Genomic DNA, 24,412 nt, shown 5'->3' with positions numbered 1-24,412 from the left:
CATTCGCGGCAGAACATGGTCTGTTAAGCATTGAATCTTCCGGAGCAAGGCTGCCCCATGGATTATTTTGGACCGCACATTTTCGGTTATCTGATCGCCCTGATACACACCCTCGGTCTGATCGCCGCAATTCACGCGGTGCTCACCGTGCGCACGGCTCAAGGCTCGATCGCCTGGGCATTGTCGCTGATCTTCATTCCCTACCTCACGCTAATTCCGTACCTGGTGTTCGGGCGCAGCACCTTTGATGGTTACATCAAGGCACGACGCCAGGCCAACGAACAGATGCGTCAGGCCATCTCCGAGTTGAACTGGCGTCCGTGGGTGGAAGAAGCGCTGACTGCACGCGCCTCGAATGCCTACGCTTCGTTACGCGCAATGCCCAAACTCGGGCGCATGCCGTGTCTGGCGAATAACGAAGTGCAATTACTGGTCAACGGTGCAGCCACGTTCGAGGCGATTTTCCACGCCATCGATCAAGCCAGAGAAGCCGTGCTGATTCAGTTTTTCATCATCCACGATGATCGGCTGGGTCAGGGTTTGCGTGATCTGCTACTGAAGAAGGCCGCTGAAGGCGTATCCATCCATCTGCTTTACGACCGCATCGGCAGCCATGCCCTGCCCCACAGCTATGTGCAGACGTTGCGTGATGGCGGCGTCGAGGTCAAAGCCTTCGCCACACGCAGTGGCTGGCTCAATCGCTTTCAGGTCAACTTCCGTAATCACCGCAAGATCGTCGTGGTCGATGGAGTGGTCGGGTTTGTCGGCGGACATAACGTTGGCGATGAATACATGGGTGAAAAACCACCGCTGGCACCCTGGCGCGATACGCATGTGAAGGTACGTGGCCCGGTGGTCGCGTGTATGCAGGAATCCTTTGCCGAAGACTGGTTCTGGGCCGCGCGCGCACTGCCGCCACTGATCCTGCCTGACGAGTACCCGGATGACGGCGTGCTCTGCCAATTGCTCGCCAGCGGCCCGGCGGATGCCTACGAAACCTGCTCGTTGTTCTTTGTCGAAGCGATCCACGCGGCGACCGAACGGGTGTGGATCACCAGCCCGTATTTCATTCCGGACGAAGCCGTATTCGCCGCACTGAGGCTGGCCGTATTGCGTGGCGTCGACGTGCGATTGCTGCTGCCGTCGCGTCCCGATCACCGCATCGTTTACGCCGCGTCCAGTCTCTACGCCTTTGAAGCCGTGCGCGCCGGCGTACGGGTATTCCGCTACGAACCCGGTTTCCTGCATCAGAAAGTGGTGTTGATCGACAGCGAGATCAGCGCGATCGGCAGCGCCAATCTGGACAACCGTTCGTTCCGGCTGAATTTCGAAGTGATGCTGCTGACCGTCGACAGTGACTTCGCCGCCAGCGTGGAGAACATGCTCAGCGCCGATTTCGCGCAAGCCTACGAGGTCGCCAAAGAAGAAAGCCGGGAGATCCACCGCCTGCAACAGGTCGGCATGCGGATCGCCCGGCTCATTTCACCGATTCTATGAAAGCCCTCACCGGTAAGAAAAGGACTGCTTAACGGTTAAGGGTTGTAGATATCGTCGCGCGTCCACGGCAGTTCATGGCTGCCATCCGCATGCGCCTTCACCGCGAGGATCTGGTGCAGATTGATCCAGCCGCGCGCAAACGCATAAGCGCAGCCGGCCAGGTACAGACGCCAGATACGCAGCGCTTGATCCGGCACCAGTTTGCCAGCGGCTTCCAGGTTGTCCTCCAGCCGCTCGCTCCAGTGGTCCAGCGTGCGCGCGTAGTGCAGGCGCAGGCTTTCGACGTCGACAATCTCCAGACCGGCTTCGCTGATCTCGGCCGATATCATCGCCAGGTGCGGTAATTCGCCGTTGGGGAAGACGTATTTCTCAATGAAATCCCCGGCACCACGTCCCACCGGGCGGCCGTCGGTGTGCTTGGCGGTGATGCCATGGTTCATCACCAGACCGCCCTCCTTCACCGCGCCAAACAGGGTTTTGCAGTACTCGGCCAGGTTGGCATGGCCAACGTGTTCGAACATGCCGACGCTGACTACCTTGTCGAAACGCCCGTCCTGAGGCAGGTCGCGATAGTCGAGCAATTGCAGTTCGACCTGGTCTTCCAGGCCTTCGGCTTTGACCCGCTCGCGGGCCAGTTCCAGCTGTTCCTTGCTCAGGGTGATGCCGAACACTTTCGCCCCGAACTCCCGCGCGGCATACCTGGCCAGCCCACCCCAGCCGCAACCGACATCCAGCAGATAGTCACCCGGCTGCAAACGCAGCTTGCGGCAAAGGTGGCGGAATTTGGCTTGTTGCGCCTGCTCGAGGGATTCGCTGCCGGTTTCGAAATACGCGCAGGAGTAGGCCATGTCGCTGTCCAGCCAGAGCTGGTAGAACGCATTCGACAGGTCGTAATGGTAGGAAATGGCTTTGGCGTCGGTTTCCTTGTCGTGCAAGGTACGCACTGGCTGACTGTCGTCATCTTCGCCGAGCAACGCGTTGCTCAATTCGTCGCAGACCCGGATGACCTCGCTGATCGAGCCCTCCAGTTCCAGCTTGCCTTCAACGAATGCCGCTCCGAGCGTGTCGAGGCTTGGATGGGTGAACTGGGTGACAATCGTCGGGTCCTTGACCACGATGGTGACGCTGGGCGCCGGCCCCAGATTGAACTCATGGCCATCCCAGAGTCGCAGGCGCAGCGGAAGCTGCAGATTCTGTAAGGCCGGTGGAAGTTGCGCGAGCATGGAAAATCCCCCTTGTTTCAGACGTCAGATCTGAGGGTAGACCATCCCGAAAAAATAGCAGGCTATCGATTTGATTAACCTTGTCTATCGTTGCAGACGCTCCAGCAAACCATCCTGTATCCACTGTTTCAACCAGGTAACCGCTTGAAGTGGCGCGCCCTCACCATAAGTGACTGCTAACTCGGCGCACAGTTCGGCGAAATTCCAGCCACCGTTGAGTATGCCCATGAGAGCTGAGGCTTCGGCTGAATCCAGGCTGCGGTAACTGCAGATCAACTGGTTTCGCCAGATCAGACAGATCTGTGGGATTTCGAGCGGCGCGCTTTCAGGGAATTGCGCTTCTTCCTTCACCGAGCGCCATAAAGATAGGCTGTTGAAACGGCACTCCAGCCGTTGCATGGACGGCACCGCTCTGACGCGTAATTCGGGCCACTCCTCCGGAGCCAAAGCCGCCATGGCCTCAATTGTCAGCGGCTCAGCGGCAGGTGCATCGAAAGCCAGGGTGAAGGCCCATTCGAGCGCAATCAGCTCGGCCAGCGGCGCGCTCTGTTCCGGCACCAGATGCTCGCGGACGAAGCCTTCGAAGCCTTTACCCAACCAGCGCAGGCTGAAGTGCGCAGACGGATACCGATAGATGTAAGCCATTGCGAGGCGGTCGAATTCCTCATCGCCCAGCCAGTGCAGGCTCGTGGGAAAGTCATTGCGCAACACGTCCAGCAAACGCGCCTTGTAAGCATTGTGGTAGATCGCCAGTCCCGTGCCGACATCCAGTGTCGGGCCACCGATCAGGCTCTCGCTCAACGTCGGATTCGCGTTGGGGTCTTCTTCGAGCAGAAACGCTTCAAACGCCAGTTGCCAGTCTTTCAGGAGCATGGTTGCCTCCGCGCAAGAACCTTGTTCCCGAGCTGACGGGCCGTTTGTAGTTCATCAAGCAGCGCTTCGAAGGGCGGAAAATGATCGTCGCGTTCCAGCAACGTGGCCACCGGGCCGAAATGTTCAAGTGTGCGTTGATAGAGCGCCCAGACCGGATCGCTCACCGGATGGTCGTGGGTGTCGATCACGTAATCGCCGTAATCGCTGTGCCCCGCCAGATGCAGTTGGCGGACTTTATCAACCGGCAGGCTGCTGATGAAGTCCCATGGATCGAAGCCATGATTACGTGAACTGACGTAGACATTGTTCACATCCAGCAGTAATTCGCAGCCGCTCACATGGCTGAGCAAAGCAAGAAACTCCCACTCGGTGAATTCGTCAGAGGCGCCGCGCACGTAACTTGAGACGTTTTCCAGCACCAACGGGCGCTGCAGAATGTCCTGAACCTGCATCACCCGAGCAGCAATGTGGACCAGGCTTTCTTCGGTGTAAGGCAACGGCAGCAAATCGTGTAGCTGATGGGCATTGCCGCGGCTCCAGCACAGGTGATCAGAAATCCATGCCGGTCGGACGCGTTCGGCCAGTTGTTTGAGTTGTTTGAGGTAGTCAGGATCGAGGGCATGCGGCCCGCCGATGGACAACGATACGCCGTGCATCACCAACGGATAGCGTTCGGCGAAGGCATCGAGGTAATACAGAGCCTTGCCGCCCTGCACCATGAAGTTTTCCGAGACCACTTCGAACCAGTCGACATCCGGCGACTGCTCAAGGATCTGTTGATAATAAGCGCTGCGTAAACCCAGGCCATAACCCAGAAAAGGAAGAGAGGCGGACATGTGCGGACTCCTGATAAAAAGTGGCCGCAGTGGCGCAAACCACTGCGGCAACACTTGCCGGTCAGTTATTCGCCGACCTTGCCACCGGCTTTTTCGCACGCCGCCTGAGTCATTGCCTTGAAGCCTTGGCCTTTGCAGGCGCCCATGCCTTTACAGGCGTGGTCTTTGGTTTTGCAGTCGTTCTGGCCTTTGCAAGAGGTCACGCCGTAGCAGTGAACGTTGGCATCGGCGGCCATCGCGTTGGAGGCAACACCGGCAAACATTGTGGCGGCAGCCAAAGCGAGAGCGGCACCAGCAGCAGCGGTCTTGATGGTCATTTTTCTTATCCTCGGTAATCGTCAGGGGTGTCGGCTGGAAGGTTGTTCAGTCCCGACATAGCACTAGAGAGAGCGGCCCCGACGGCGTTACAGAGGATCGAAAAATAATTTCAAAGATCGTTCTTGAGCTTGAGCAACGGCTCCTGAAAGCGCAGCAAGCGCCCGGCATTCCCGAGGACCAGCAACGTGCTGAGGTTGTGCAGCAGCGCGGCGATCATCGCCCCGGCGGCACCCAGCCAACCGAAAGCGGCAAACACGACAATTGCCAGCGTCCAGCCCAGGCCGATGATCACATTGACCTGCAACGTCCTGCGGCACTGGCGGCTAAGCCGCACACATGTACCGAGACGGCGCAGGTCACTGCCGATCAACACGATGTCGGCTGAGGCCAGCGCGATGTCCGATCCGCCCGCGCCCATCGCTACACCGACCACGCCCGCCTTCAGTGCGAGGGAATCGTTGATACCGTCACCGACTACCATCGGCCGGAAACCATTGTTGATTTCCTTGAGTACGTGATTGAGTTTGTCCTCGGGCAGGGCTTGGGCTTGCACCTCATGCAAGCCGACCTCGCTGGCCAGCGATTGCGCCACGCTTTGGCGATCGCCGGTCAGCAGCAATTGCCGGCCAAGACCCAACTCGCGCAATTCGTCGAGGGCAAAACGCGCTTCCGGTTTAACCGTGTCGGCGAGCAACAACCAAGCGAGGAATGCACCGTTCAATGCCAACCCGGCAATCGGACCGTCGTGATCGGGAACCGTTGTCGTGGTGATGCCCAGTTGCGCGAACAACTCCGGTCGGCCCAACGCGGCTTCGCCTTGCGCGGTCATGGCCACCACGCCGAGGCCCTGACGTTCGTGGATATCACTGAGTGCCAAACATTCTTCCTGACTGACCAACCCTGCGAGCGCACGACTGACCGGATGACTGCTTGCCGCGCCAAGGCTGGCGGCAAGCGCGATGATCACGGACGAATCTGCACACGGATTATTGATCGACTGCAGGCGCAGGGTGCCGAAAGTCAGGGTGCCGGTCTTGTCGACCACCAGCGAAGTCAGGTCGGCCAGTTCTTCAAGGAACGCCGAACTGCGGATCAGTATGCCGTGACGTGCGGCCACCGCCACACCCGCAATCGCCGTGGCCGGAGCCGACAGCACCAACGCACACGGACAAGCGGCGACCAATACCGCAAGCATCGCTTGCGCATCGTGAGTGATAAACCAGGTCACTGCCGCCAGCAGCAAGACCAGCACCATATAGCTGCCAGCGTAACGTTCGAGCAACCGGGTGATTGGCGGTTTCGAGCGCTCGGCGTTCTGCATCAACGCAATGACCTTGCCCAGCGTCGACTCGCCACCGGTGCGCGTCACTTCAATACGCAACAGACCGTCGAGGTTGATCGCACCGCCGAACACCGACATGCCGACACCCGCCTCGACCGGCACCGATTCACCGGTAATCGATGCAGTGTCGAGACTGGCCTGACCGGATAACACTCGACCATCTGCGGGAATCCGATCACCGGCGCGCACTTCAACGGTGTCGCCGGCTTTCAACGTGCCGTTGTCCACTTCGATGATCGAGCCATCCACTTGCACCTTGCGCGCATGGCTGCGCGTCAGTTGGCCAAGGGCATGGATCGCCTCTTGCGAGCCGATGACGCTGCGCTCCTCCAGCACATGGCCGAAGATCATGATGATCGGCAGCAACGCCGCTGTCAGCAAGTCACCAGTCGCCCATGCACCGAGCATAGCCAGGGCAATCAGTTGATCGGTGATGCCGTGCAAGCTCGGATAGCGCAGGCTGTACCACGCCGAGCGCATTACCGGCACGCCAACCAATAAAGAAGCAAACCCAAGCAGCAACTGACTGACACCGGTTTGCTCGGGCATCTGCCAGCGCCAGATCAGACCCAGACCAAGCAGGCCCAGCGCAAGCATGGCCAAGGTCAGTTGCCGTGCAGCGCGGCGTTGTTCGGCCGAAGACAACAGGCTCGGTGCGGCGGTGGTCGCAGTCATTTACTGGCTCCCTGAATGATCAGACGGGAATCGTCTTTCGGGTCGACCGTGGTCACCGATCCGGCCTGGCCGAGTATTTTCGGCATTCGCTCGCGGTACAGGCGCAGGAGCATTTGCAGGTCGGTAGTGTTGGCCAGACTCAACACCGTGGCTGTGTCGGCTGAGGCTTTGGCCAAGCGCTCGCCAGCCTGCGCGTGAGCGACTTGTAGCGTGCGGTCGGCCTGTTCGTTGGCGGTCTGGGTGAGTTTCTCGGCGTCGGTGCGTGCATTGGCCACAGCTTTGTCGGCTTGCTGACTAGCGGTCAATACCGCGTTGAAAGCACTGACCGCCGGATCGGGCAGACTCGATTGCACATCCACCCGCGCCACTTCGATGCCGATGCCCTGCCCGCCTGCCTTCAACTCGGCCAAGCGTTTGTTGATGCCTTGCACCAGATCGCCACGCAGTTTTTCCCGACGTTCCGCGGCTTGATTATCAGCACCGATCAACTCCGGTCGGGCGACCAGAATGGTGTCCAGATCGCGTGCGGCCGTCAGCGCCACCGCGCTGCGCGTCACCAGACGATCCAGCGCCGGCAAGACATGCTCGCCCTGCAACACGAAGTCGTAAGGGTCAGTGACTTTGTAGAACACCCGCACATCCAGTTGCACCACGCCGGCATCACCGGTCAATAAGTAACCGGATCCGGCCAGCGCATCACTCAGGGGGGTGGCAAAGGAAGCGACCCGATCGGCCTTCAGCGCCTCATCACTGCGCAACAGATTCTCGACGCGACGCTCGATCACCCGATCGGCTGCCGGCAGCAAAATCACCTGTTCGAATGGCTGCGGCCAAGCCAATAGCAGACCGGCATTCTGGATGCGATCCAGCGCGCCGAAATGCAAAACCACTGCGCGATTTTGCGGATCGATTTGCCGCACATTGGAAAACACCCAAACTAATGCCGCCAGGATCGTCACCGCGTACAAGGCAAAAAACGCCAAGCGCCCCGCCTGAATCCATGGACTGTTCAGCGAAGATGTTCCACGTGGAACTTCATCATTCATGGCTGCGATCCGGATTTGCTGTCGAGTGTCGGCGGGCCGTCGACCAATACTCGAAATGGCGCGGCGTCGGTACGCAGAATCAGTTTGGTGTCCGGCGTAACGATGGTGCCGAGGGTGTCCAGCGAGCGCAGCAAATTGTAGAGCTGCGGTGAGCTGGCGTAAGCACGGCCATAAATCTGCGCCGCTTCGACACGAGACTGCGCTTCGATCTCTGCCGCTTTTACCGTCGCGTCAGCCTGCACAATTCGCGCATCGCGCTCAGCTGCGGAACGGATTTGCGCGGCCTCACGTTTGCCGATGGCCGTGCGTTCAGTGGCGATTGTTTCACGCTCGGCGCGCATGCGATCGACCGTGGCAGTGAGTGTCACCGACGGCAAGGTCAAACGCTCGATGCCGACTTGCACAACCCGCACGCCATACGTCGCGAGCAATTGCTGATCGATCTGCTGGCGCAACTGCGCTTCGAAATCGGCGATACGCACCTGACTGGCATCGGTGTTCACCAGATTCGCCAGATCAAAACTGCTCGCGGTGGTTTCCAGCGCCGAGCCGACAAAGGTCCGAATCTGCCGCGCCGCTTCGTCCGGCTGATTCTGCACCGCACGCATGAAACGCTGCACATTGTCCGCATCGCCCTGCACCTGCCACGCCACGTAGGCTTGCACAATGATGCGCAAGCCGTCACGGGTGCCGACATCCTGCAAGCCACTGGACGTCGTGCGCAAACGCAAGTCGACCGGAATCGCCGCCTCGAACGGCGCTGGCCAACGCCAGCTCAAACCCGGATCAAGCAACACCCGCGCAGGGTTACCAAAACGCGTGATGACCGTGGCCTCGCCCGAGCGCACTTGCACCAGGCTTGCCGCCGCGATGGCGAACGCCACCAGCAATAGGGCCCAACTCATGCGTCGCCACGGGAAAGGCCCTGCCTCTTCCGGCGCACCGTGGTGATGGTGATGATGCCCATGATGATGGTGGTGTCCGCCGTGGCCGTGATCGTGGCCGCTGTGATCATGCGGTTCTTGAGTATGCGACTGGCTCAATGGGCGACTCCTGGTTGAGCGGTGGTACGCGCGGGCGTCGGGTCAGCCGGCAGCGTGAAGGTCCGCAAGTCGATGGTCGGCGCATTGCTGCTGCCCCCGAGACGATGGTCGAGTACCAGCAACTTGGCCTTGCTCAGCCCTTGGCTGAGCTGACCGAGGTATTGCTCCAGCACAAAGGCCTGGCCGGCACTGGCGTGAGCTTTTTGCTCGGCGCTGAATTTCAGATCCGCCGCCTGCGCAGTAGCATTGATTTCCCGCGCATTGGCGCTGGCCTGATCGTGAGCCAGGCTGGCCTGCAATTGCGCCTGATTACTCGCCTCGGCCGCCGCGCCACGCTCGCGGGAGATCAATGCCTGCGCGCCGATCTGCGCGGCTTGCACGCTGTGATAGGCATTGGCAGCACCGGCCGGCGGGTGAATGGCTTCGACGACCGTGGCGAGAATCTCCACGCCACTGTTGAGTGTTTGCAGGTCACGCTGCACCGCGCGACCAATCTCATCGCCCAGCCCTACCCGGTCTTGACCAAGTAAGCCGTCCAGCGTGCGCGAGGCAAAGTCATGCACCAGAATCCGGCTGGCGGTGCTGCGAATCAGCGTTGGCACATCCGCGCTGTTATACGTCGCCGCCAGTGCGGCCTGATCGCTGAGGCCGATGCGATAGACGAAGCGCACGTCCATGTTGACGATCTGAAAGCTCTGCTGATCGCCACGGCTGCTGGCGATCACTTGCGATTTGTCGTTGACGTGGCTGGCGTCCCACAAACGGTTGGCGGTCATCGGTGCCGGACCCTCAGCAGGGTCGGCTTGCAGCGGGACCGGGTTGTCGCCGACGCTGGTGGCCAGTTCATGCACCACGCCGTTTTCGATGATCCGCACCCGCCCCAGCGGCCAGGGTAAGCCGCTGTGCAACCCCGGGCCGAATACCTGCACCGGTTTGCCGAAGCGCTCATAAATACCGCGTCCCTGTAGCGGAATTTCATGGATCCCGGTGAGCAACCAACCCACTGCGGCTACTAGCACCAGCACCGGTAGAAAAGCACGGCGCATGTAGCTGAACGCCCAGATCTGGCGCAGATCGATGCCAAAACGGTTGTGCAATTCATGCTGCAACGCGAGTAAAGGTTGTGGCGGCCAGCGCAACATATCGGCGACAAAACTGCGTGCCAGCAGGCGCGGCTCAAGCTGCTCGCGACGAGGGCTGAACACTGAAAGAACGGCGCGCAATAACAACTCGATCGCGACCAATCCCGGCAAGATACCGATCAGGACAGCGACGCGAACTGGCCACACTGCATTCTCGCCAGCGAACAACAAACACAGTGCGCCTAGCACCAGGCTAATGATCGCCACACGCGTCAGTTGCGCGAGTGAAACCGCTTCGGGCCATTGCGCCGGGTTTTCCTGGGCCAGTTGCCGCTCCAGCACCAGCAGACCGAACGCCAGCAACAATGCCAGCGCTGCGCCCACCGTTGCCGATAAACCCACCGCAGCGGCCGGCAACGTCAGGTTCCACACTTGCTCGATGCTCAGCACCGCCAGCAGCGCCCAGCCACCCAACCACAGCGTCGCCGCGCCGATCTGGCCGAGCAGGTGCAGGCTACGTTGGCTCAAACGGTCCAGCAGCCGCTCATACCACCCCAGCGACGGGAATTGTTCCTCCCCAGCAAGCGGCGCCAGCACCACAGGATTGATCACCCGCGCGCGCCACTGTGTCACCCACCATGCCGATTGCAGCCCGGCAACCAGCACCAGCAGCGCGGCGCTCTGATTGACCAGCAGCGGCAGCCACAATGATTGCGGGGCAAACAGCCCGACAAAGAACGCCAGCACCCACCCTGCCCCGGCCAATCCGCCGAAGCCGATCGCCCAGCGGCGCAGACGCCGGCTCTGCACGGCCGCCTGCTGAAAACGCGGCAGTGCGGTCACGTGCGTGCCATCCACCTCCAGATCGACTTGCATATCACCCCAATTCATTAGCCCACACTGCATATCGTTACGATATAACGAAAAGCGTGAAATATTCGTACACAATTACGCTTATTCAAAGATGCCCAACCTGTCGCTTGGCTGAAGCCTTGACCGAAATGTCCGAAAACGCACATATTACGCTCGTAATTTTTATCCGAAACTACTGTTAGCGATCTACATCCATCCATCAGGAGCAAGCACATGAGCAACTATGACGTAGTGATTCTGGGCGGCGGCCCTGGTGGTTATAACGCGGCGATCCGCGCCGGCCAGTTGGGCCTCAGGGCCGCTTGCGTCGAAGGCCGGGCAACCCTCGGCGGCACCTGCCTGAACGTTGGTTGCATGCCGTCCAAAGCCTTGCTGCATGCATCAGAGCTTTACGATGCGGCGATGGGTGCGGAATTCGCCAACCTCGGCATCGAGGTCAAACCGACGCTAAACCTTGTGCAAATGATGAAACAGAAAGACGAAAGCGTGGCAGGCCTGACCAAAGGCATCGAATTTCTGTTTCGCAAGAACAAGGTCGACTGGATCAAGGGCTGGGGCCACATCGACGGCCCCGGCAAGGTTACGGTGACCGACGATCAGGGCGGCAAAGTCGAACTGACCGCCAAGGACATCATCATCGCCACCGGTTCCGAGCCCACTCCCCTGCCCGGTGTCGAGATCGACAACAAACGTATCCTTGATTCGACCGGTGCGCTTTCCCTGAGTGAAGTGCCCAAACACCTGGTGGTGATCGGTGCCGGTGTGATCGGTCTGGAGTTGGGCTCGGTGTGGCGGCGGCTCGGCGCGCAGGTCACCGTGGTTGAATACCTCGACCGCATCTGCCCGGGCGTCGATGGTGAGGCCGGCAAAACCCTGCAACGCTCGCTGAGCAAACAGGGCATCGCGTTCAAGTTGAGTTCGAAAGTCACCAGCGCCACCGCTTCCGCCAACGGTGTGCAACTCAGCGTCGAGCCGGCCGCTGGCGGCACTGCCGAGTTGCTGGAAGCCGATTACGTGCTGGTGGCCATCGGTCGTCGCCCGTACACCCAGGGCCTCGGTCTAGAGAACGTCGGCCTGAGCACCGACAAGCGCGGCATGCTCGCCAACAAACAGCATCGCACCGAAGCGGCAGGGGTCTGGGTGATCGGCGATGTGACCTCCGGGCCGATGCTCGCGCACAAGGCTGAAGACGAAGCGATGGCCTGCGTCGAGCAGATCCATGGCAAGGCCGGCGAGGTCAATTACGACCTGATCCCCAACGTGATCTACACCAAACCGGAACTGGCCAGCGTCGGCAAGACCGAAGAACAGCTCAAGGCTGAAGGACGCGCCTACAAGGTCGGCAAATTCCCGTTCACCGCCAACAGCCGGGCGAAGATCAACCACGAGACCGAGGGGTTTGCCAAAGTCATCGCCGACGAGCGCACTGATGAAGTCCTCGGCGTACACCTGGTCGGTCCGAGCGTGAGTGAAATGATTGGCGAGTTTTGCGTGGCGATGGAGTTCAGTGCTTCGGCTGAGGACATTGCGTTGACGTGCCATCCGCATCCAACGCGGTCAGAGGCGTTGCGCCAGGCGGCGATGAATGTCGAGGGGATGGCGACGCAGATGTAAGCAAAAAAGTATCTGGTGACTGGGCGTCTGCTATCGCGAGCAGGCTCACTCCTACAGTTGATCGCGTTTGTTCAGAAGCACCGCGATCAACTGTAGGAGTAAGCCTGCTCGCGATTGGGGACAACTCGGTCTCAAGCCGGAAGATGCCCCAGCGGCAACGCCCCCGGCGTCTTCACCGTGTGAATCGCAAAGTTGCTGCGGATGTCACTCACCCCCGGCAGTTTCAACAGGCAGCCGCTGAGAAAACGGTCATACGCACGCAAATCCGGCACCACCACTTGCAGCAAAAAGTCCGATTCCCCAGACACCAGAAATGCTGAAATCACCTCCGGCAATGCCGTCACTGCGGTGTAAAACGCCTCAGCCTGTGCATCGTTGTGGCGCTCGACCTTGACCCCGACAAACACCGTCAGTCCCAGCCCGACTTCATCGCGATCGAGATTGGCCTGATAACCGCGAATCACCCCGGCCTCCTCGAGCATCCGCACCCGGCGCAGACACGGTGAGGCCGACAAGCCGATTTCGTCCGCCAGCTCGACATTGCTCAGGCGTCCGTTGCGTTGCAGCGCCGCGAGAATCTTGCGGTCGAAGGCGTCGAGTTTCATGGTTGGCAGATCCTGATAGTCGGGGCGGTGAAAACCAGCAGATTATGCCAAAGCAGCAGGCTTTTGAAGCGGACTACGCAAGCACCTGCCTCACCTTTCGGGCCTAGACTTGGCGCACCGAATCGACAACGAAAGGGCTGCAACATGGCGAGTCTCTGGCTGTTCTTCCTGGCATTGGCGGTGGTCTATCTGTTGCCCGGCCCGGACATGATCCTGCTGCTGCAAACCGGCGCTCGGCAGGGACGCGGCGCGGCGCTGGCCACCGCTGTCGGTCTGGGCATCGCCCGTGGTTGTCACGTGGCCCTGGCGGCGTTGGGGCTGGCGGCGCTGTTCAAAGCGGCGCCGTGGACATTCGAGGTGGTGCGATTGGCGGGGGCAGCGTATCTGCTGTGGATCGGCATTCAATGCCTGCGCAGCACCCTGCTGCCGAACCTGAATACCGGTGAAGCTGTCGACGCGCACGGGCAATGGCGCGAAGCCGTCCGACGCGGTTTGCTGACCAACCTGCTCAATCCCAAAGCGCTGCTGTTCTGCTCGGTGTTGCTGCCGCAGTTCATCGTCAATGACGGCGTGGCGGTGCTAAGCCAGTTCGCCGTGCTGGGCATGCTGCTGGTCGGTGTCGGCCTGCTGTTCGACAGCGCCTACGCCCTCACCGGCGCCGCGCTGGGTCGTTGGCTGCAACACAGTCCAACGGCCCAACGCGTACAACAATGGCTGTTCGGCAGCCTGCTGATCGGTTTCGCCGTGCGCCTGACGTTCGTCCAGCAGGCTTAGCCTTTGCGGGCCTTGCGCTGGCGACGACTGATCAACAGCAACGCAGCACCCGCGACCAGCACAACCGCGCCGATCTGCACCGGCCACTTGTACGGCCGCAGCGATGAACGCACGGCATCCGTGACCTGGGTGACGTAACGCTTGTCGGCGTTTTCGAAATCCGGGTACGGGCACTGATTGCCGAAATCCACCGCCCACGGGACAAATGGACCTTCCTTGATGTAACGCTGATACAGCGCGCTCTGATCTTCCAGGCTGCTGTTCCAGCCAGCGGCGTTGCACAGCACTGCGGCAAACGCCTGACTGGTGTGCGGCAGGTTGTCAGCGGCGCGCCCGGCCAGCGCGGTGGCGACGAAACGGTAGTGATAGCGCTGATCCGGTTTCGCTTCGCTGGCGACCTGACGTTGCACTTCGGCTTCGCTCACCAGCGGACCGACTTTCAGCTCGGTACTTTCCAGACTGTAGTTGCCACCGAACGTGGCGTAATCCGGCGCCATCTCGTAACCGAGAATATCCATGCCCCACTCGCGGGCTGTCCACGCCGCGTTGTACAAGGCGCTGGCGCGTTTGGTCGGCCACCACGCGGCATCGGCCTTCAGCCGTTGTTCGCCGTAGAGTCGGGCCTTGTTTTGCAGGTCGGGATTGTCGAAATAAGCCACCGCGTCGGCGTAATGCCCTTCGCGCAACAAGCGTCGACCAAGCAGATTGCGCAGGCTGGCGGCGACCGGCAGCGGCACGTAGTTGTCACGCTCCTGCTGGGTCAACGCCGGCGGCGCCGGGACGTTGTCGTCGACGTATTTTTTCAATTCCTCGACCGTCAGCACGCGTTCGGCCACGGTCGCAGCGTCGAACCAATAGGTGCTGTTGCTGCGATACAACTGCACGAAGGCTTGCAGGTATTCGCCGCGCTGCAAGGCGAGAATCGCGCTTTCGCCCTCGACCCGGCACTTCGGCTGAACGGCTTCATACGCCCAGTCCGGGGTGCGCCGGTAACCCCAGTCTTCGCTCTGCGGGAAGGCCTGCGCGGCTTTGGAATAGGCGGCGGCTGCGGCATTTTTATCGCCGTCACGCACCGCCAGTTTCGCCCGTAGCCACCACGCCAATCCGCCGTCGCCGGCGTTCTCGAGAAAAGCCTTGGCCCCAGCGTAATCACCCTGTTGATAACTCATTGCCGCCAGACGATCAGCGTTGTCGAGGCTGCCACGGGTGCTGTTTTGCAGCAGCTTGACCAGTTTCTTCTCGTTCGGCGGCTCATCGCCAAACGACCAGCCTTGGCGGCTGACCAGCGATGCCGTGACCAGTAGCTGCACGGCTTTGTGTTGCAGCAGCTCGGCCAGTTCGGTCTCGGGCAACTCCGCCAGTTCATTCATCAATTGCTTGAGCGAGGTGTAACCCACGGCCGAACCGTGCAGATTCTGTGCTTCATACAATTCGATGGCGCCGCTCCAGTCGCCTGCCGAGCGCAACACCCGCGCCTCTTCACCGAGGCTGGCAACACCCAACTCCAGCGGATCGCTGAAACCGTCGATGCTCAGTTGCCGGGCCTGGCGGAACGCATCACGCGATTGTTCCAGCGCCTCGACCGCATCCCCGCCTTCGCTGCTCATCGCAAACCAGGTACGGCCCAGCGAATACGCCGCCCACGTGCTGCGCAACGGACGCTGATCTGCCGGCAGCGCCAGCAGCTTGTTGAAATACTCGACGGCGAGTTGATGATCGCCTGTGGCAAACGCCACCGCACCGGCCACGTACAAACGGATTTCCGCCGGCAGACTGGCGCCCTGCGCCTCGACCTGATGGGCATCGGTCAGGCCACGCAGTTGTTTGACCAACGCTTGCTGCTCGGCGCTCAGTCCGGCCTGTTCGGCCTTCTCCCGTGCCTCGGCGGCCGCGTTTTCCTCGCCGTACATATCGTTCGGATTGTGCGTTGCCGCGGTGACATTCTTCAGCCCGGCGATGGCTTTACCGAGGCGACTGAGTTCGAAGTTGAAGTTGCCCTCAGGCAGATCCGCCAGGGTTTGCCCGCGATTGTCGAGCAGGCGCATGGGGAAATCCGGTCCGCAGGCCAGCGCCGAACCCAGCGGCAGGCAGAGGCTCAGGCAGAGCAGATGGCGGGGCCAGTTACGGGTCAACATGCGAACCTCCTTGATCAATATTGGCGCAACGCGCCCAACCGATGGCGCGCTGCCCGCCCGCCGGCAAACGGCCGTCGCGCAGGCGGGTGAAGGTAAGCAGATCCGGGGCTTGTTGCAACGAGTAACCGGCGAGCGCATCGGCGCCTTCACAGCTTTGCGCCTTCAAGGTGATTTGCGCAGGCCAGGCACTGTCGAGGTTACCGGGGTTTTCGAGTCTGATGTCGTAGAGACCGTCGTGTTCGCTCAACGTCACGCCGAGCCGACTGCTGAGTTGATCCCCCCGGGCCACCGCACGCAGGGTGGTTAGACTCCAGGCGCGGCGGTCATTGGCCAGCGGCAAGCGAAACCAGATCAGCCCGGTCAGATGCGCGGGCGGGTCTGCGCGCAATGCCTGACCGAGCTGGCTCAGCTGCAGCGGATCAGCCAGCAGTTCCCGGCGTTGCCCGGCTCGCTCAAGTTGCACTTCGCTTTCCACCACCGGCGCCCCGCCGTCATCCGGCAACAGCGCGACACCGTAAGCCGGCAGCGCGAGATAAAAAGGTTTGTCGGTAATCCGTGCCCAGGCCTTGGCCCACTTCAACGCCTGATCAGGATCGAACAAACCCCGGCGTGGATCGCTGACGGCATGCACTTGCAGCACGCTGCTGTCGACGGTTTGCAGAAGTTCGGGCAATTGCACACTGCCGAGCCAGGCCGGTAGTGCCGTGATGCTCAGCGCTAGTGAACTCGGCAATGCCGCACGCAGATGCTGGAGGAATTGCGCGTACGCCGGCAACCGCGCATTACCCGCGTCGTGATCGATCTCGACACCGCTCGGCGTCAGACCTTGCGCCTGCCAATCGGCAAGCACCTGCAGAATCTGCGCGGTGACCTGATCCTGATCCAGCGACTTGAGCTGGCCGTCGAGACGAATCACGGCTATCAATGGACGGCCATCGGCTTTCAATAATTGCGCATCGATCCGCGCGCGGCTCCATCCGGCATTGGGAAAGGCTTGCAGTGCGAGGACGCGTAACGTCGAGAAATCCTGGCGACTGTCACGCAGCGCCGCCTCGTGGGCCGGCGTCCATTGGCGTTGCCAGATGTAGAGTTGTTGGTCGAGAGGGCGCACGTCGTGTTGCTCGCAACCCGCGATAACGATGCCCAAAAACAGACCCACAATAAACCGCATACCTTCCAGCCCCCTGACACCACAAGGCTGCAAGGTTACACAAAACCCCTGTAGGAGCTGTCGAGTAAAACGAGGCTGCGATCTTTTGATCTTGTTTTTCAGGATCAAAATCAAAAGATCGCAGCGTGCCGCAGCTCCTACACGGGTGCGGCGGGTTTGCGGGCAATGATGACTTGGCTCTTCGCAACCACCGCGTCCAGCGCCTGTTTGATCTGCGCACCACGCGGCGAGTCCAGCACGGCTTGCCAGGTGTCGGCCCAGTGATTGAGCAGCGGATGATCCGGGTTGCTGAAATCGACCTTGGCTTCCCAGAACAGCAGCATCCACATCGACCAGTAAAAACCGTACTGGCTGTGGCTGACGATCTCCAGCCCGGCCTCGCTGACCAGCGCCTTGAACTGCTCTTCGCTGATGATGCGAATGTGATTGGGCTTCTGGAAATACTCGGCCGCAGCGATATCTTTCTGCAGGTCTTCGGAGCTGGGGTGCGGCACGCTCAGCAAGTACAAGGCACCCGGTTTGCCGACACGCACCAGTTCGGCGAGGAACTGCGCCGGATCATCGACGTGCTCGATGACTTCGGTGGAGACCACGCGCGTTGCCGTGCCGTCGGCAATCGGCAGCGGATTGCAGTCGGTGACGTGGCATTCGATGCCCCGCGCCGGGGTATCGCTGAGACGCTGACGGGTCGCTTCGACCTTCGCTCCGTCAATGTCGGCAATGATGATCTTCGCCCCACGCATGCCGCAGAAATGCACGTTGCCGCCATCACCGCAGCCGACGTCGAGCAGGGTGTCATCGGCGGTCACCGGAAAGTCTTTGAACAGCTCGCCGGTTTCCTGGTTGAACCAGCCACTGAGCATCGCATCGTGCAGACCGAGCATGTACGGATCGGTCTTCTCGGCGACCGCCGCGACAGGCTGCGCGGCGGCCGGAGCAGGCGTGCCCGCCGTGAGTTTCTTCAAAAGGCTCAGCATGAGGTGGCTCCAGAGGATGGGATGGCGGTTCGGGACGTGCCGAGGCGTTTGACCAGCGCAGCGCCACGGTTGCGCATCGGCATTTCGACAAGGCGATAATTCAGTTCACTGAGCAGCACGATCAGGCCGAACGCTAGCAACAGGGTGACGATCGGATGCCCGGCAGGGCTGGGCAAACCGGCGTTCTGCAAACGGAAGATCAGTTCACGCACCAGTTGATAGGCCGGAATGTGGATCAGGTACATACCGTAGGAGCGACTGCCGACCCACGCCAGCACACGCTGCACAGCACCGACAGGCATCAGGTAGTCGCGGTTGTACGAAGCGATCCACACCAGCAAGGCGCCGAGTACGGCAATCGATCCGATGCGGTAAGGGGCAAAGGTGAAACGGTCGGTGGCCATGAAGCTCAACAGTGATCCGATGGCGATCAACGCCGAAATTCCGGCCCACGGTCGACGCAGGAAGGTCGGCTGCCAGCGTTGATAACTCGGCTGCGCGCTCCACATCGCCAACAGCACGCCGAGGGCCAGCGCGTCGGTACGCACGACCATCAGCAACGGCGTGCGCACGCTCAGAATCTGCACCGCCACCAGCGCCAGCAATGCCCAGACCAGACGCTGGCGAAACAGCACAATCAACAGCGGGAACAGCAGATAGAACTGTTCCTCCAGCGCCAGGCTCCAGTAGACAAAACTGCTGCCGTACTCATAGTGAAAGAAACTGTCGGCAAAACGAAAGTTCGCGTACTGCAGCACCCCGGCCAGCGTCGCTTGCAGGTTCGCGGACAACGTCCCGAACGCGCCGGAACGATTGAGAAACACGCAGGCCAGCAACATCAGCGCCAGCCACAACCAGGCCGACGGCAACAGGCGAAACGCCCGGCGCAGCCAGAAATTGCGCGTTTGCTGCCAATATTCCCGGCGAGTCGTACAGCCTTGCAGCGTCGGAATCAGGCTACGGGCGATGACAAAACCGGAAATCGCGAAGAACAGATCGACGCCCCACCATGGCTGCGCCCAGCCATGAATCTTCTCCAGCAACGGCACCGGGTCGGTGAACAGGCTGCCCTGCAGGTGGTGGAACAGCACGCCCAGCACGGCAATGGCGCGCAGGACTTCAATGTCCATGATCCGTTTGCTGCTCATGCTTGGGGAGTTTCCATGGCCATGCAGCGCTGTTCGAACAACTGTGCGAGGAATACCTGCAGACGCTGTTCAGCCACGGCCTGACTGCAGAAACCTTGCAGGCTGCTGACGGCGTGTGCCGACATCTGTGCGTAACGCGCCGGATGGTTTTTCGCCACGTCGTAACTGGCTTTGTAGGCTGCACACAACGACGCCCAGTTGGTCACATAACGCAAGGTGCGAAAGGCCCGACGCGGGTCGTGCGGCCAGGCGGTCAGTTCGTCGGTGGACTCGATCAGAAAGGCATTGTCGGCGCTCAGGTAATCGATCATGGCCGTGGTGCGCGGCGCCACCGCCGGTTTGCCGCAGGACATGAACTCCATCAGCGGCAAGCACTGACCTTCGCCATACGAAGTGTTAACCACGTAACGGGTGGCCTGCACCAACCGCTCATAATCCGGATCGGCAAGGTAGCCATAGATCAACACGATGCGGCAGCGGTAGGACTGGTTTTTGTACAGGTGATGGAGGATGTCGCTGAGGGCTTCTTCGGCATCGTGGTGGGTCAGTTTCAGCACCAGCGTGGCATCTTCGACGTCGCGAAAACTCACACAGAAAGCGCTGAGCATGTCTTCCCAGTTCTTGCGCCCGTCGCCGGGGTTGAACACCGAGGTGTACACAACGCCGTCGAGCAATAGCTCCTGCTCGGCGACCGGCGCGGTGAAATCGATGCCGGGGCCACTGCGCAAATGGGCCGGGCCGAACGCATTCAGATCGAGCGTGCGACTGTCTGCTACCACGCCTTTGATTGTCAGGCGCAACGGCTCTTCCCGCGGTGCCCCATGCAACTGCGCGCCACGCGCTGCAAAGCGATCCCACACCGGCGCCGGCACCGCAACGATCGGGTAGTCATCCGTCATCGCTTCGCGCACGGCGTTCACCGTGTAACTCGAATGAGTGATCGCCGCGCCACAGGCAGCCAACACCGTGCGCCAATCGTTGCGCGACTCAGCGGCAAACGGCTCGTTGGGGATGGTGCTGAATTCCCACGCAAACACCGGCAATGTCGGACACGCCAGGTGTACCGGGGTGCGATGTGGCGGCGAGAACGACAGAAACACACACGGCTCGCCCCGGCTCAGGCACTCCAGGTACAGCGCATCGACCTCAACCTGCGGATCGAGCACTTCCACCACCCGCCCGAGTCGTTCGAGTACCGGACGGTATTCCTTGAGCACAAAGTAATAGCTGTACTCCGAACGCCCGAGGTTCTGCGCGATGGTGTGCTGGTTGGTTTCCGAGTGAATGATGATCAGCATGAGGCGCTATCCGTCACGGGCGCGGCATCGGCAGTCCTGGGTGCCAGCGCGAAAAAGTCCGCCATGCGTTTTTGCACCGGGGCGAACGCGCAGTAATCGTGCATGCGTTCGATGGCGGCCATGGACATCCGCTGATAGTCCTGAGGCTGGGTCCTGGCCATCCGATAGCTGTGTTCGTAGGCGTTTTTCAGCGAGCCCCAGTCCGGGCGATAACGCAATGTGCGGTAGATGATGCGGGTGTCCTGCGGCCAGATCGTCAGCTCTTCGCTGGACTTGATCACGAATGCCACCGCGTCATCGATGTAGTCTTCCATCGCCGTGTGATCGGGGGCGATCACCGGTGTGCCGCTGGACATGAACTCCATGAGCGGCAGGCACAGGCCTTCACAGCGCGACGCGTTCACGTAGAAACTCGCGGCCTGATACAGCCTGGCGTACTGCGCGTCGTCGAGGTAACCGTGCATCACCACCACCCGGCAGGCGAACGGCGTGAGTTGCGCAAGCAATGTCATCAACTCGCTGTAGTAGGACGCCAGATCGTTCTGGGTAATCTTCAACACAAGCGTCGCGTCGGACGTTTCGCGAAACGCCCAACAGAACGCGGTGATCAGTTGGTGCCAGTTCTTGCGGCCATCCTTGGGATTGAACACGGTGACATAAACCACGCCGTCGACTGTGGTTTCGGCCACCGATGTGGTGTCCGGCAAGTCCAGCGTCACTGGTTCGACTACGGGCACCGGCAGCGGCCCACACACAGCCGGCAGGCGCTGTTCGAGCCAGCCGTGCATCGTGTCAGGCACCAGATCGCGAATACCTTCCCAATACCAGTGATAGAGAAACTTCACCCGTGGCACCGGCTTTGCCTGCGCGTGTCCCAGATCCAGCGCCCATAGACGCAGGTAATGCCGGGCAATGACGAAGCGGCGTTTGAGGGTCAGCGGTGGCGGACGCGCGGCTTCGATTTCGGCCGCCAGCGCGGCTTCCTCTTCAGGCGTGATCGGCCTCGGGATCAGTGCGTCGGCGCAGAGGCCGAGGGTGCGAGTATCGAAAATACAGCCCTTGATCGTCAGCGTGGTGCCTGGATTGACTGGCGCACCCAGTGCCTGCTGACGGATCGCCGCGAAGTTTTCCCACAGCGGCGTGGGCAATACCAACACTGGGAAGTCTTCGCCCATGGCACGACGAATGGCCCGGGCGGTGTGGCTCGACAGGGTGATAACCCGCCCATGGCGAGCGAGCATCTGCGTCCAGTCCTGACGCGGGTCGTTGTCCCATTGTTCGTCAGGAATCGAGTCGAACTCCCAGGCCACCACACACACCGTCGGGCATTCGAGTTCGACCGGGGTTTTCTGCGGTGGAGTGAACGACAGGAACAAGCTGTCTTCGCCAGCGGCGAGCAGTTGTCGGTACAGCGGATCGACGTCGGCGGTGGACGCAACCACGTGCACGCGTCCAAGGCTTTCCAGCACCGGGCGATAGGCCTTGAGCACGAAGTAATAACTGTATTCGGGACGCCCGAGACTCTGGCTGATGGAGCGGTCGTTGACGTCCGAGTAAAGAATGAAATTCATGGCATCCCACGATGAAGCTGCCGTCCTGGCAACCTCATGCTATGACGACCGGGCGCTGGTTCAAGTCGGCATCGCTGCTGCTTGTCCATCATCCTCGGGAACGTCTTCGTTTTTGTTTTAGTGGTCAGTTTCACCCCGTTGCGCTACGCCCACGGCGAACCTTGGGAATAGCGACGAGGGCCATTCTAAACACATCCATCAACGATCCGGGAACCGCCGGACGGGAATAAATCGGACTACGCTAACGAGAACTGACCGGTCACGGTTTGGCCTGTTGAAATTGCCGAGTAATTGGCACAGATTGGTAACAAACAACTACAACAACTGACTTCGCCTGTCTTTCACCCGGTTTTTCCTACGGTCTGACAGACCTCTCCTTAAAGCCTGTGAGAAAGTGGCGCAAGTTCAAGACCAAGGGGTCGCTGTTTGAAAAAGCGTCTGTTCGTCACGGGTCTCAGTGGATTCGTTGGACAACATATTCAGTCATGTTTGGCCTCGCCTGACTCAGCGTGGGAACTGCTGCCTGCAGCTTCACGTTACGACCTGACGGATCCGGACAGCCTTGTCGACCAGTGGCCGCAAATGCCTGACGCGGTCATTCATCTGGCCGGCCAGACTTTCGTCCCCGAAGCCTTCCGCGACCCGGCACGTACCTTCGACATCAATCTGCTCGGCACCCTCAATCTGTTGCAGGCTCTTAAGGCCCGTGGTTTTCAGGGCACCTTCCTGTACGTCAGCTCCGGCGACGTTTACGGCCAGGTCAGCGAAAGCGATCTGCCGATCACCGAACGACAAGCGCCCTGCCCGCGCAATCCGTATGCGGTGAGCAAACTCTCGGCCGAGTTTCTCAGCCTGCAATGGGGTTTGAGTGAGGGCTGGCCGGTACTCGTCGCACGGCCGTTCAACCACATTGGCACAGGGCAAAAAGAAAGTTTCGTCATCGCCAGTGCCGCCCGCCAGATCAATCGCATCAAACAGGGCCTGCAAGCCCCGCAGCTGGAAGTCGGCGATATCGACGTGACGCGGGATTTTCTCGATGTCGGCGATGTGATCTCGGCCTATCTCGCGCTGCTGGAAAAAGGCGCACCCGGCCAGGTCTACAACATCTGCTCGGGTCGTGAGCAAAGCATCCGCAGCCTGATCGAGCAACTCGGCGACCTGGCCGAAGTGGAGATGCAACTGGTGCAAGACCCCGCGCGCATGCGCCGCGCCGATCAGCGTCGCGTTTGCGGCAGCCACGCAAAACTGGCCAAAGCCACCGGATGGTCGCCAGCCATCACCACACAACAATCCCTGCGGACGATCCTGTCCGACTGGGAGACGCGAGTACGACAAGAATGACAAAAAGTGCACTCATCACAGGGATCACCGGCCAGGACGGCGCGTATCTGGCCAAGTTGCTGCTCGACAAGGGCTACAAGGTTCACGGCCTCGTCGCACGACGCAGCAGCGACTCGCGCTGGCGTCTGCGCGAAATGGGCGTCGAAGCCGACATCGTCTATCTGGACGGTGACATGGCCGATGCCTGTTCGGTACAGCGAGCAGTCATTCAATCAGCGCCGGACGAGGTCTATAACCTCGCCGCGCAGAGCTTTGTCGCCGCGTCGTGGAGTCAACCGGTGACCACCGGCATCGTCGATGGCCTGGGCGTTACCCACCTGCTCGAAGCGATCCGTCAATTCAGCCCGCACACCCGCTTCTATCAGGCCTCGACCAGTGAAATGTTCGGCCTGATCCAGGCTGAGCAGCAGGACGAAAACACACCGTTCTACCCGCGCAGCCCTTACGGGGTGGCCAAACTCTACGGTCACTGGATTACCGTCAACTACCGCGAAAGTTTCAACCTGCACGCCAACAGCGGCATCCTCTTCAACCACGAATCGCCGCTGCGCGGCATCGAGTTCGTGACCCGCAAGGTCACCGATGCCGCCGCACGCATCAAGCAAGGCAAACAGCAGGAGCTGGCCCTGGGCAACATCGATGCGAAACGCGATTGGGGGTTTGCCGGCGACTACGTCGAAGCCATGTGGCTGATGCTGCAACAGGACAAACCTGACGACTTCGTGGTGGCCACTGGTGTCACCACCACCGTGCGGGAAATGTGCCGCATCGCCTTCGATCACGTCGGCCTCAACTACCGCGATTACGTGAAGATCGACCCGGCGTTCTTCCGCCCCGCCGAAGTCGAAGTGCTGCTCGGCAATCCGGCCAAGGCTCAGCGCGTGCTGGGCTGGAAGCCGAAAACCGACCTGGATACCTTGATCCGCATGATGATGGATGCGGACATGAAACGCGTCGCCAAGGAGTAGGC

Annotated in this window: 20 protein-coding genes; 5 read left to right on the top strand and 15 right to left on the bottom strand. The window is 60.6% G+C overall.

The annotated features are described in order from the left end of the window. Positions 1-57 precede the first annotated feature (57 nt). On the top strand, positions 58-1,497 hold the full coding sequence (gene cls, locus AC0ZWN_RS09465) for a cardiolipin synthase (protein WP_320336108.1): 1,440 nt from the start codon (positions 58-60) through the stop codon (positions 1,495-1,497). Positions 1,498-1,532: 35 nt separating this feature from the next. On the opposite strand, the gene cfaB is transcribed toward cls, so the two are convergent. The 8 genes from cfaB to hflK (AC0ZWN_RS09425) all read right to left on the bottom strand — a co-directional run bounded on the left by cfaB (position 1,533) and on the right by hflK (AC0ZWN_RS09425) (position 10,811). After that, positions 1,533-2,720, bottom strand: coding sequence for a C17 cyclopropane fatty acid synthase CfaB (gene cfaB / locus AC0ZWN_RS09460; protein ID WP_476334835.1), 1,188 nt, complete (start codon positions 2,718-2,720; stop codon positions 1,533-1,535). A gap of 84 nt (positions 2,721-2,804) precedes the next feature. After that, positions 2,805-3,593, bottom strand: a complete 789-nt coding sequence (locus tag AC0ZWN_RS09455; RefSeq protein WP_257356641.1) for an HvfC/BufC N-terminal domain-containing protein — start codon at positions 3,591-3,593, stop codon at positions 2,805-2,807. Further along, positions 3,584-4,429 carry an MNIO family bufferin maturase gene (gene bufB, locus AC0ZWN_RS09450; protein ID WP_257356642.1) on the bottom strand — a complete coding sequence of 282 codons (846 nt, stop codon included), beginning with the start codon at positions 4,427-4,429 and terminating at the stop codon, positions 3,584-3,586. Before bufB ends, AC0ZWN_RS09455 begins: the two co-directional genes overlap by 10 nt. Positions 4,430-4,494: 65 nt before the next feature. Next, a complete protein-coding gene (bufA2, locus tag AC0ZWN_RS09445) occupies positions 4,495-4,746 on the bottom strand; it encodes a BufA2 family periplasmic bufferin-type metallophore (RefSeq protein ID WP_095049605.1) in 252 nt (83 codons plus the stop codon). Positions 4,747-4,856: 110 nt separating this feature from the next. Further along, positions 4,857-6,764 (bottom strand): heavy metal translocating P-type ATPase, encoded by a 1,908-nt coding sequence (locus AC0ZWN_RS09440; RefSeq protein ID WP_476334834.1) that lies wholly within the window; start codon positions 6,762-6,764, stop codon positions 4,857-4,859. Continuing rightward, positions 6,761-7,810 (bottom strand): protease modulator HflK, encoded by a 1,050-nt coding sequence (hflK, locus tag AC0ZWN_RS09435; RefSeq protein WP_476334832.1) that lies wholly within the window; start codon positions 7,808-7,810, stop codon positions 6,761-6,763. The genes AC0ZWN_RS09440 and hflK (AC0ZWN_RS09435) overlap by 4 nt, the downstream gene beginning before the upstream one ends. Further along, entirely contained in the window at positions 7,807-8,853 is a 1,047-nt protein-coding gene (gene hflC / locus AC0ZWN_RS09430) for a protease modulator HflC (protein WP_476334830.1), read from the bottom strand. The genes hflK (AC0ZWN_RS09435) and hflC overlap by 4 nt, the downstream gene beginning before the upstream one ends. Further along, positions 8,850-10,811 (bottom strand): protease modulator HflK, encoded by a 1,962-nt coding sequence (hflK, locus tag AC0ZWN_RS09425; RefSeq protein WP_476334828.1) that lies wholly within the window; start codon positions 10,809-10,811, stop codon positions 8,850-8,852. Before hflK (AC0ZWN_RS09425) ends, hflC begins: the two co-directional genes overlap by 4 nt. Before the next feature lie 210 nt (positions 10,812-11,021). Here hflK (AC0ZWN_RS09425) and lpdA point away from each other — a divergent pair, with 210 nt between their 5' ends. Beyond that, positions 11,022-12,422, top strand: coding sequence for a dihydrolipoyl dehydrogenase (gene lpdA, locus AC0ZWN_RS09420; protein WP_476334826.1), 1,401 nt, complete (start codon positions 11,022-11,024; stop codon positions 12,420-12,422). A 131-nt stretch (positions 12,423-12,553) separates the two neighbouring features. Here lpdA and AC0ZWN_RS09415 read toward each other — a convergent pair whose 3' ends face one another. Beyond that, complete coding sequence (locus AC0ZWN_RS09415) at positions 12,554-13,027, bottom strand: Lrp/AsnC family transcriptional regulator (protein WP_095119717.1); 474 nt, start codon at positions 13,025-13,027, stop codon at positions 12,554-12,556. Between the two features lie 144 nt (positions 13,028-13,171). Between AC0ZWN_RS09415 and AC0ZWN_RS09410 the strand changes: the two genes are divergently transcribed. After that, positions 13,172-13,801: a LysE family translocator gene (locus AC0ZWN_RS09410; protein ID WP_194935711.1), complete on the top strand. Its 630-nt coding sequence runs from the start codon at positions 13,172-13,174 to the stop codon at positions 13,799-13,801. On the opposite strand, the gene AC0ZWN_RS09405 is transcribed toward AC0ZWN_RS09410, so the two are convergent. The 6 genes from AC0ZWN_RS09405 to AC0ZWN_RS09380 form a co-directional block, all read right to left on the bottom strand. After that, positions 13,798-15,936: a hypothetical protein gene (locus tag AC0ZWN_RS09405; protein WP_476334824.1), complete on the bottom strand. Its 2,139-nt coding sequence runs from the start codon at positions 15,934-15,936 to the stop codon at positions 13,798-13,800. The genes AC0ZWN_RS09410 and AC0ZWN_RS09405 overlap by 4 nt on opposite strands. Continuing rightward, the gene (locus AC0ZWN_RS09400) at positions 15,923-17,107 is read right to left on the bottom strand and encodes a DUF3142 domain-containing protein (protein WP_476334823.1); all 1,185 of its coding nucleotides are present in this window, start codon (positions 17,105-17,107) and stop codon (positions 15,923-15,925) included. The genes AC0ZWN_RS09405 and AC0ZWN_RS09400 overlap by 14 nt, the downstream gene beginning before the upstream one ends. 137 nt (positions 17,108-17,244) lie before the next feature. Continuing rightward, positions 17,245-18,084 (bottom strand): class I SAM-dependent methyltransferase, encoded by an 840-nt coding sequence (locus AC0ZWN_RS09395; RefSeq protein ID WP_476334821.1) that lies wholly within the window; start codon positions 18,082-18,084, stop codon positions 17,245-17,247. Then, positions 18,078-19,232, bottom strand: a complete 1,155-nt coding sequence (locus AC0ZWN_RS09390) for an acyltransferase family protein (RefSeq protein ID WP_476334819.1) — start codon at positions 19,230-19,232, stop codon at positions 18,078-18,080. Before AC0ZWN_RS09390 ends, AC0ZWN_RS09395 begins: the two co-directional genes overlap by 7 nt. Next, entirely contained in the window at positions 19,229-20,530 is a 1,302-nt protein-coding gene (locus AC0ZWN_RS09385; RefSeq protein WP_476334817.1) for a glycosyltransferase, read from the bottom strand. Before AC0ZWN_RS09385 ends, AC0ZWN_RS09390 begins: the two co-directional genes overlap by 4 nt. Beyond that, the gene (locus tag AC0ZWN_RS09380; RefSeq protein ID WP_476334815.1) at positions 20,524-22,101 is read right to left on the bottom strand and encodes a glycosyltransferase; all 1,578 of its coding nucleotides are present in this window, start codon (positions 22,099-22,101) and stop codon (positions 20,524-20,526) included. The genes AC0ZWN_RS09385 and AC0ZWN_RS09380 overlap by 7 nt, the downstream gene beginning before the upstream one ends. Before the next feature lie 426 nt (positions 22,102-22,527). Here AC0ZWN_RS09380 and AC0ZWN_RS09375 point away from each other — a divergent pair, with 426 nt between their 5' ends. Both AC0ZWN_RS09375 and gmd read left to right on the top strand, forming a co-directional pair. Further along, a complete protein-coding gene (locus tag AC0ZWN_RS09375) occupies positions 22,528-23,442 on the top strand; it encodes a GDP-mannose 4,6-dehydratase (protein ID WP_476334813.1) in 915 nt (304 codons plus the stop codon). Continuing rightward, a complete protein-coding gene (gene gmd, locus AC0ZWN_RS09370) occupies positions 23,439-24,410 on the top strand; it encodes a GDP-mannose 4,6-dehydratase (protein ID WP_093429566.1) in 972 nt (323 codons plus the stop codon). The genes AC0ZWN_RS09375 and gmd overlap by 4 nt, the downstream gene beginning before the upstream one ends. Positions 24,411-24,412 lie beyond the last annotated feature (2 nt).

It is taken from the genome of Pseudomonas sp. 3B-A001-10F (genome assembly GCF_056313565.1).
The sequence above is the reverse complement of the archived record's forward strand: the minus strand, read 5'-3'. Positions and strand labels throughout refer to the sequence as shown.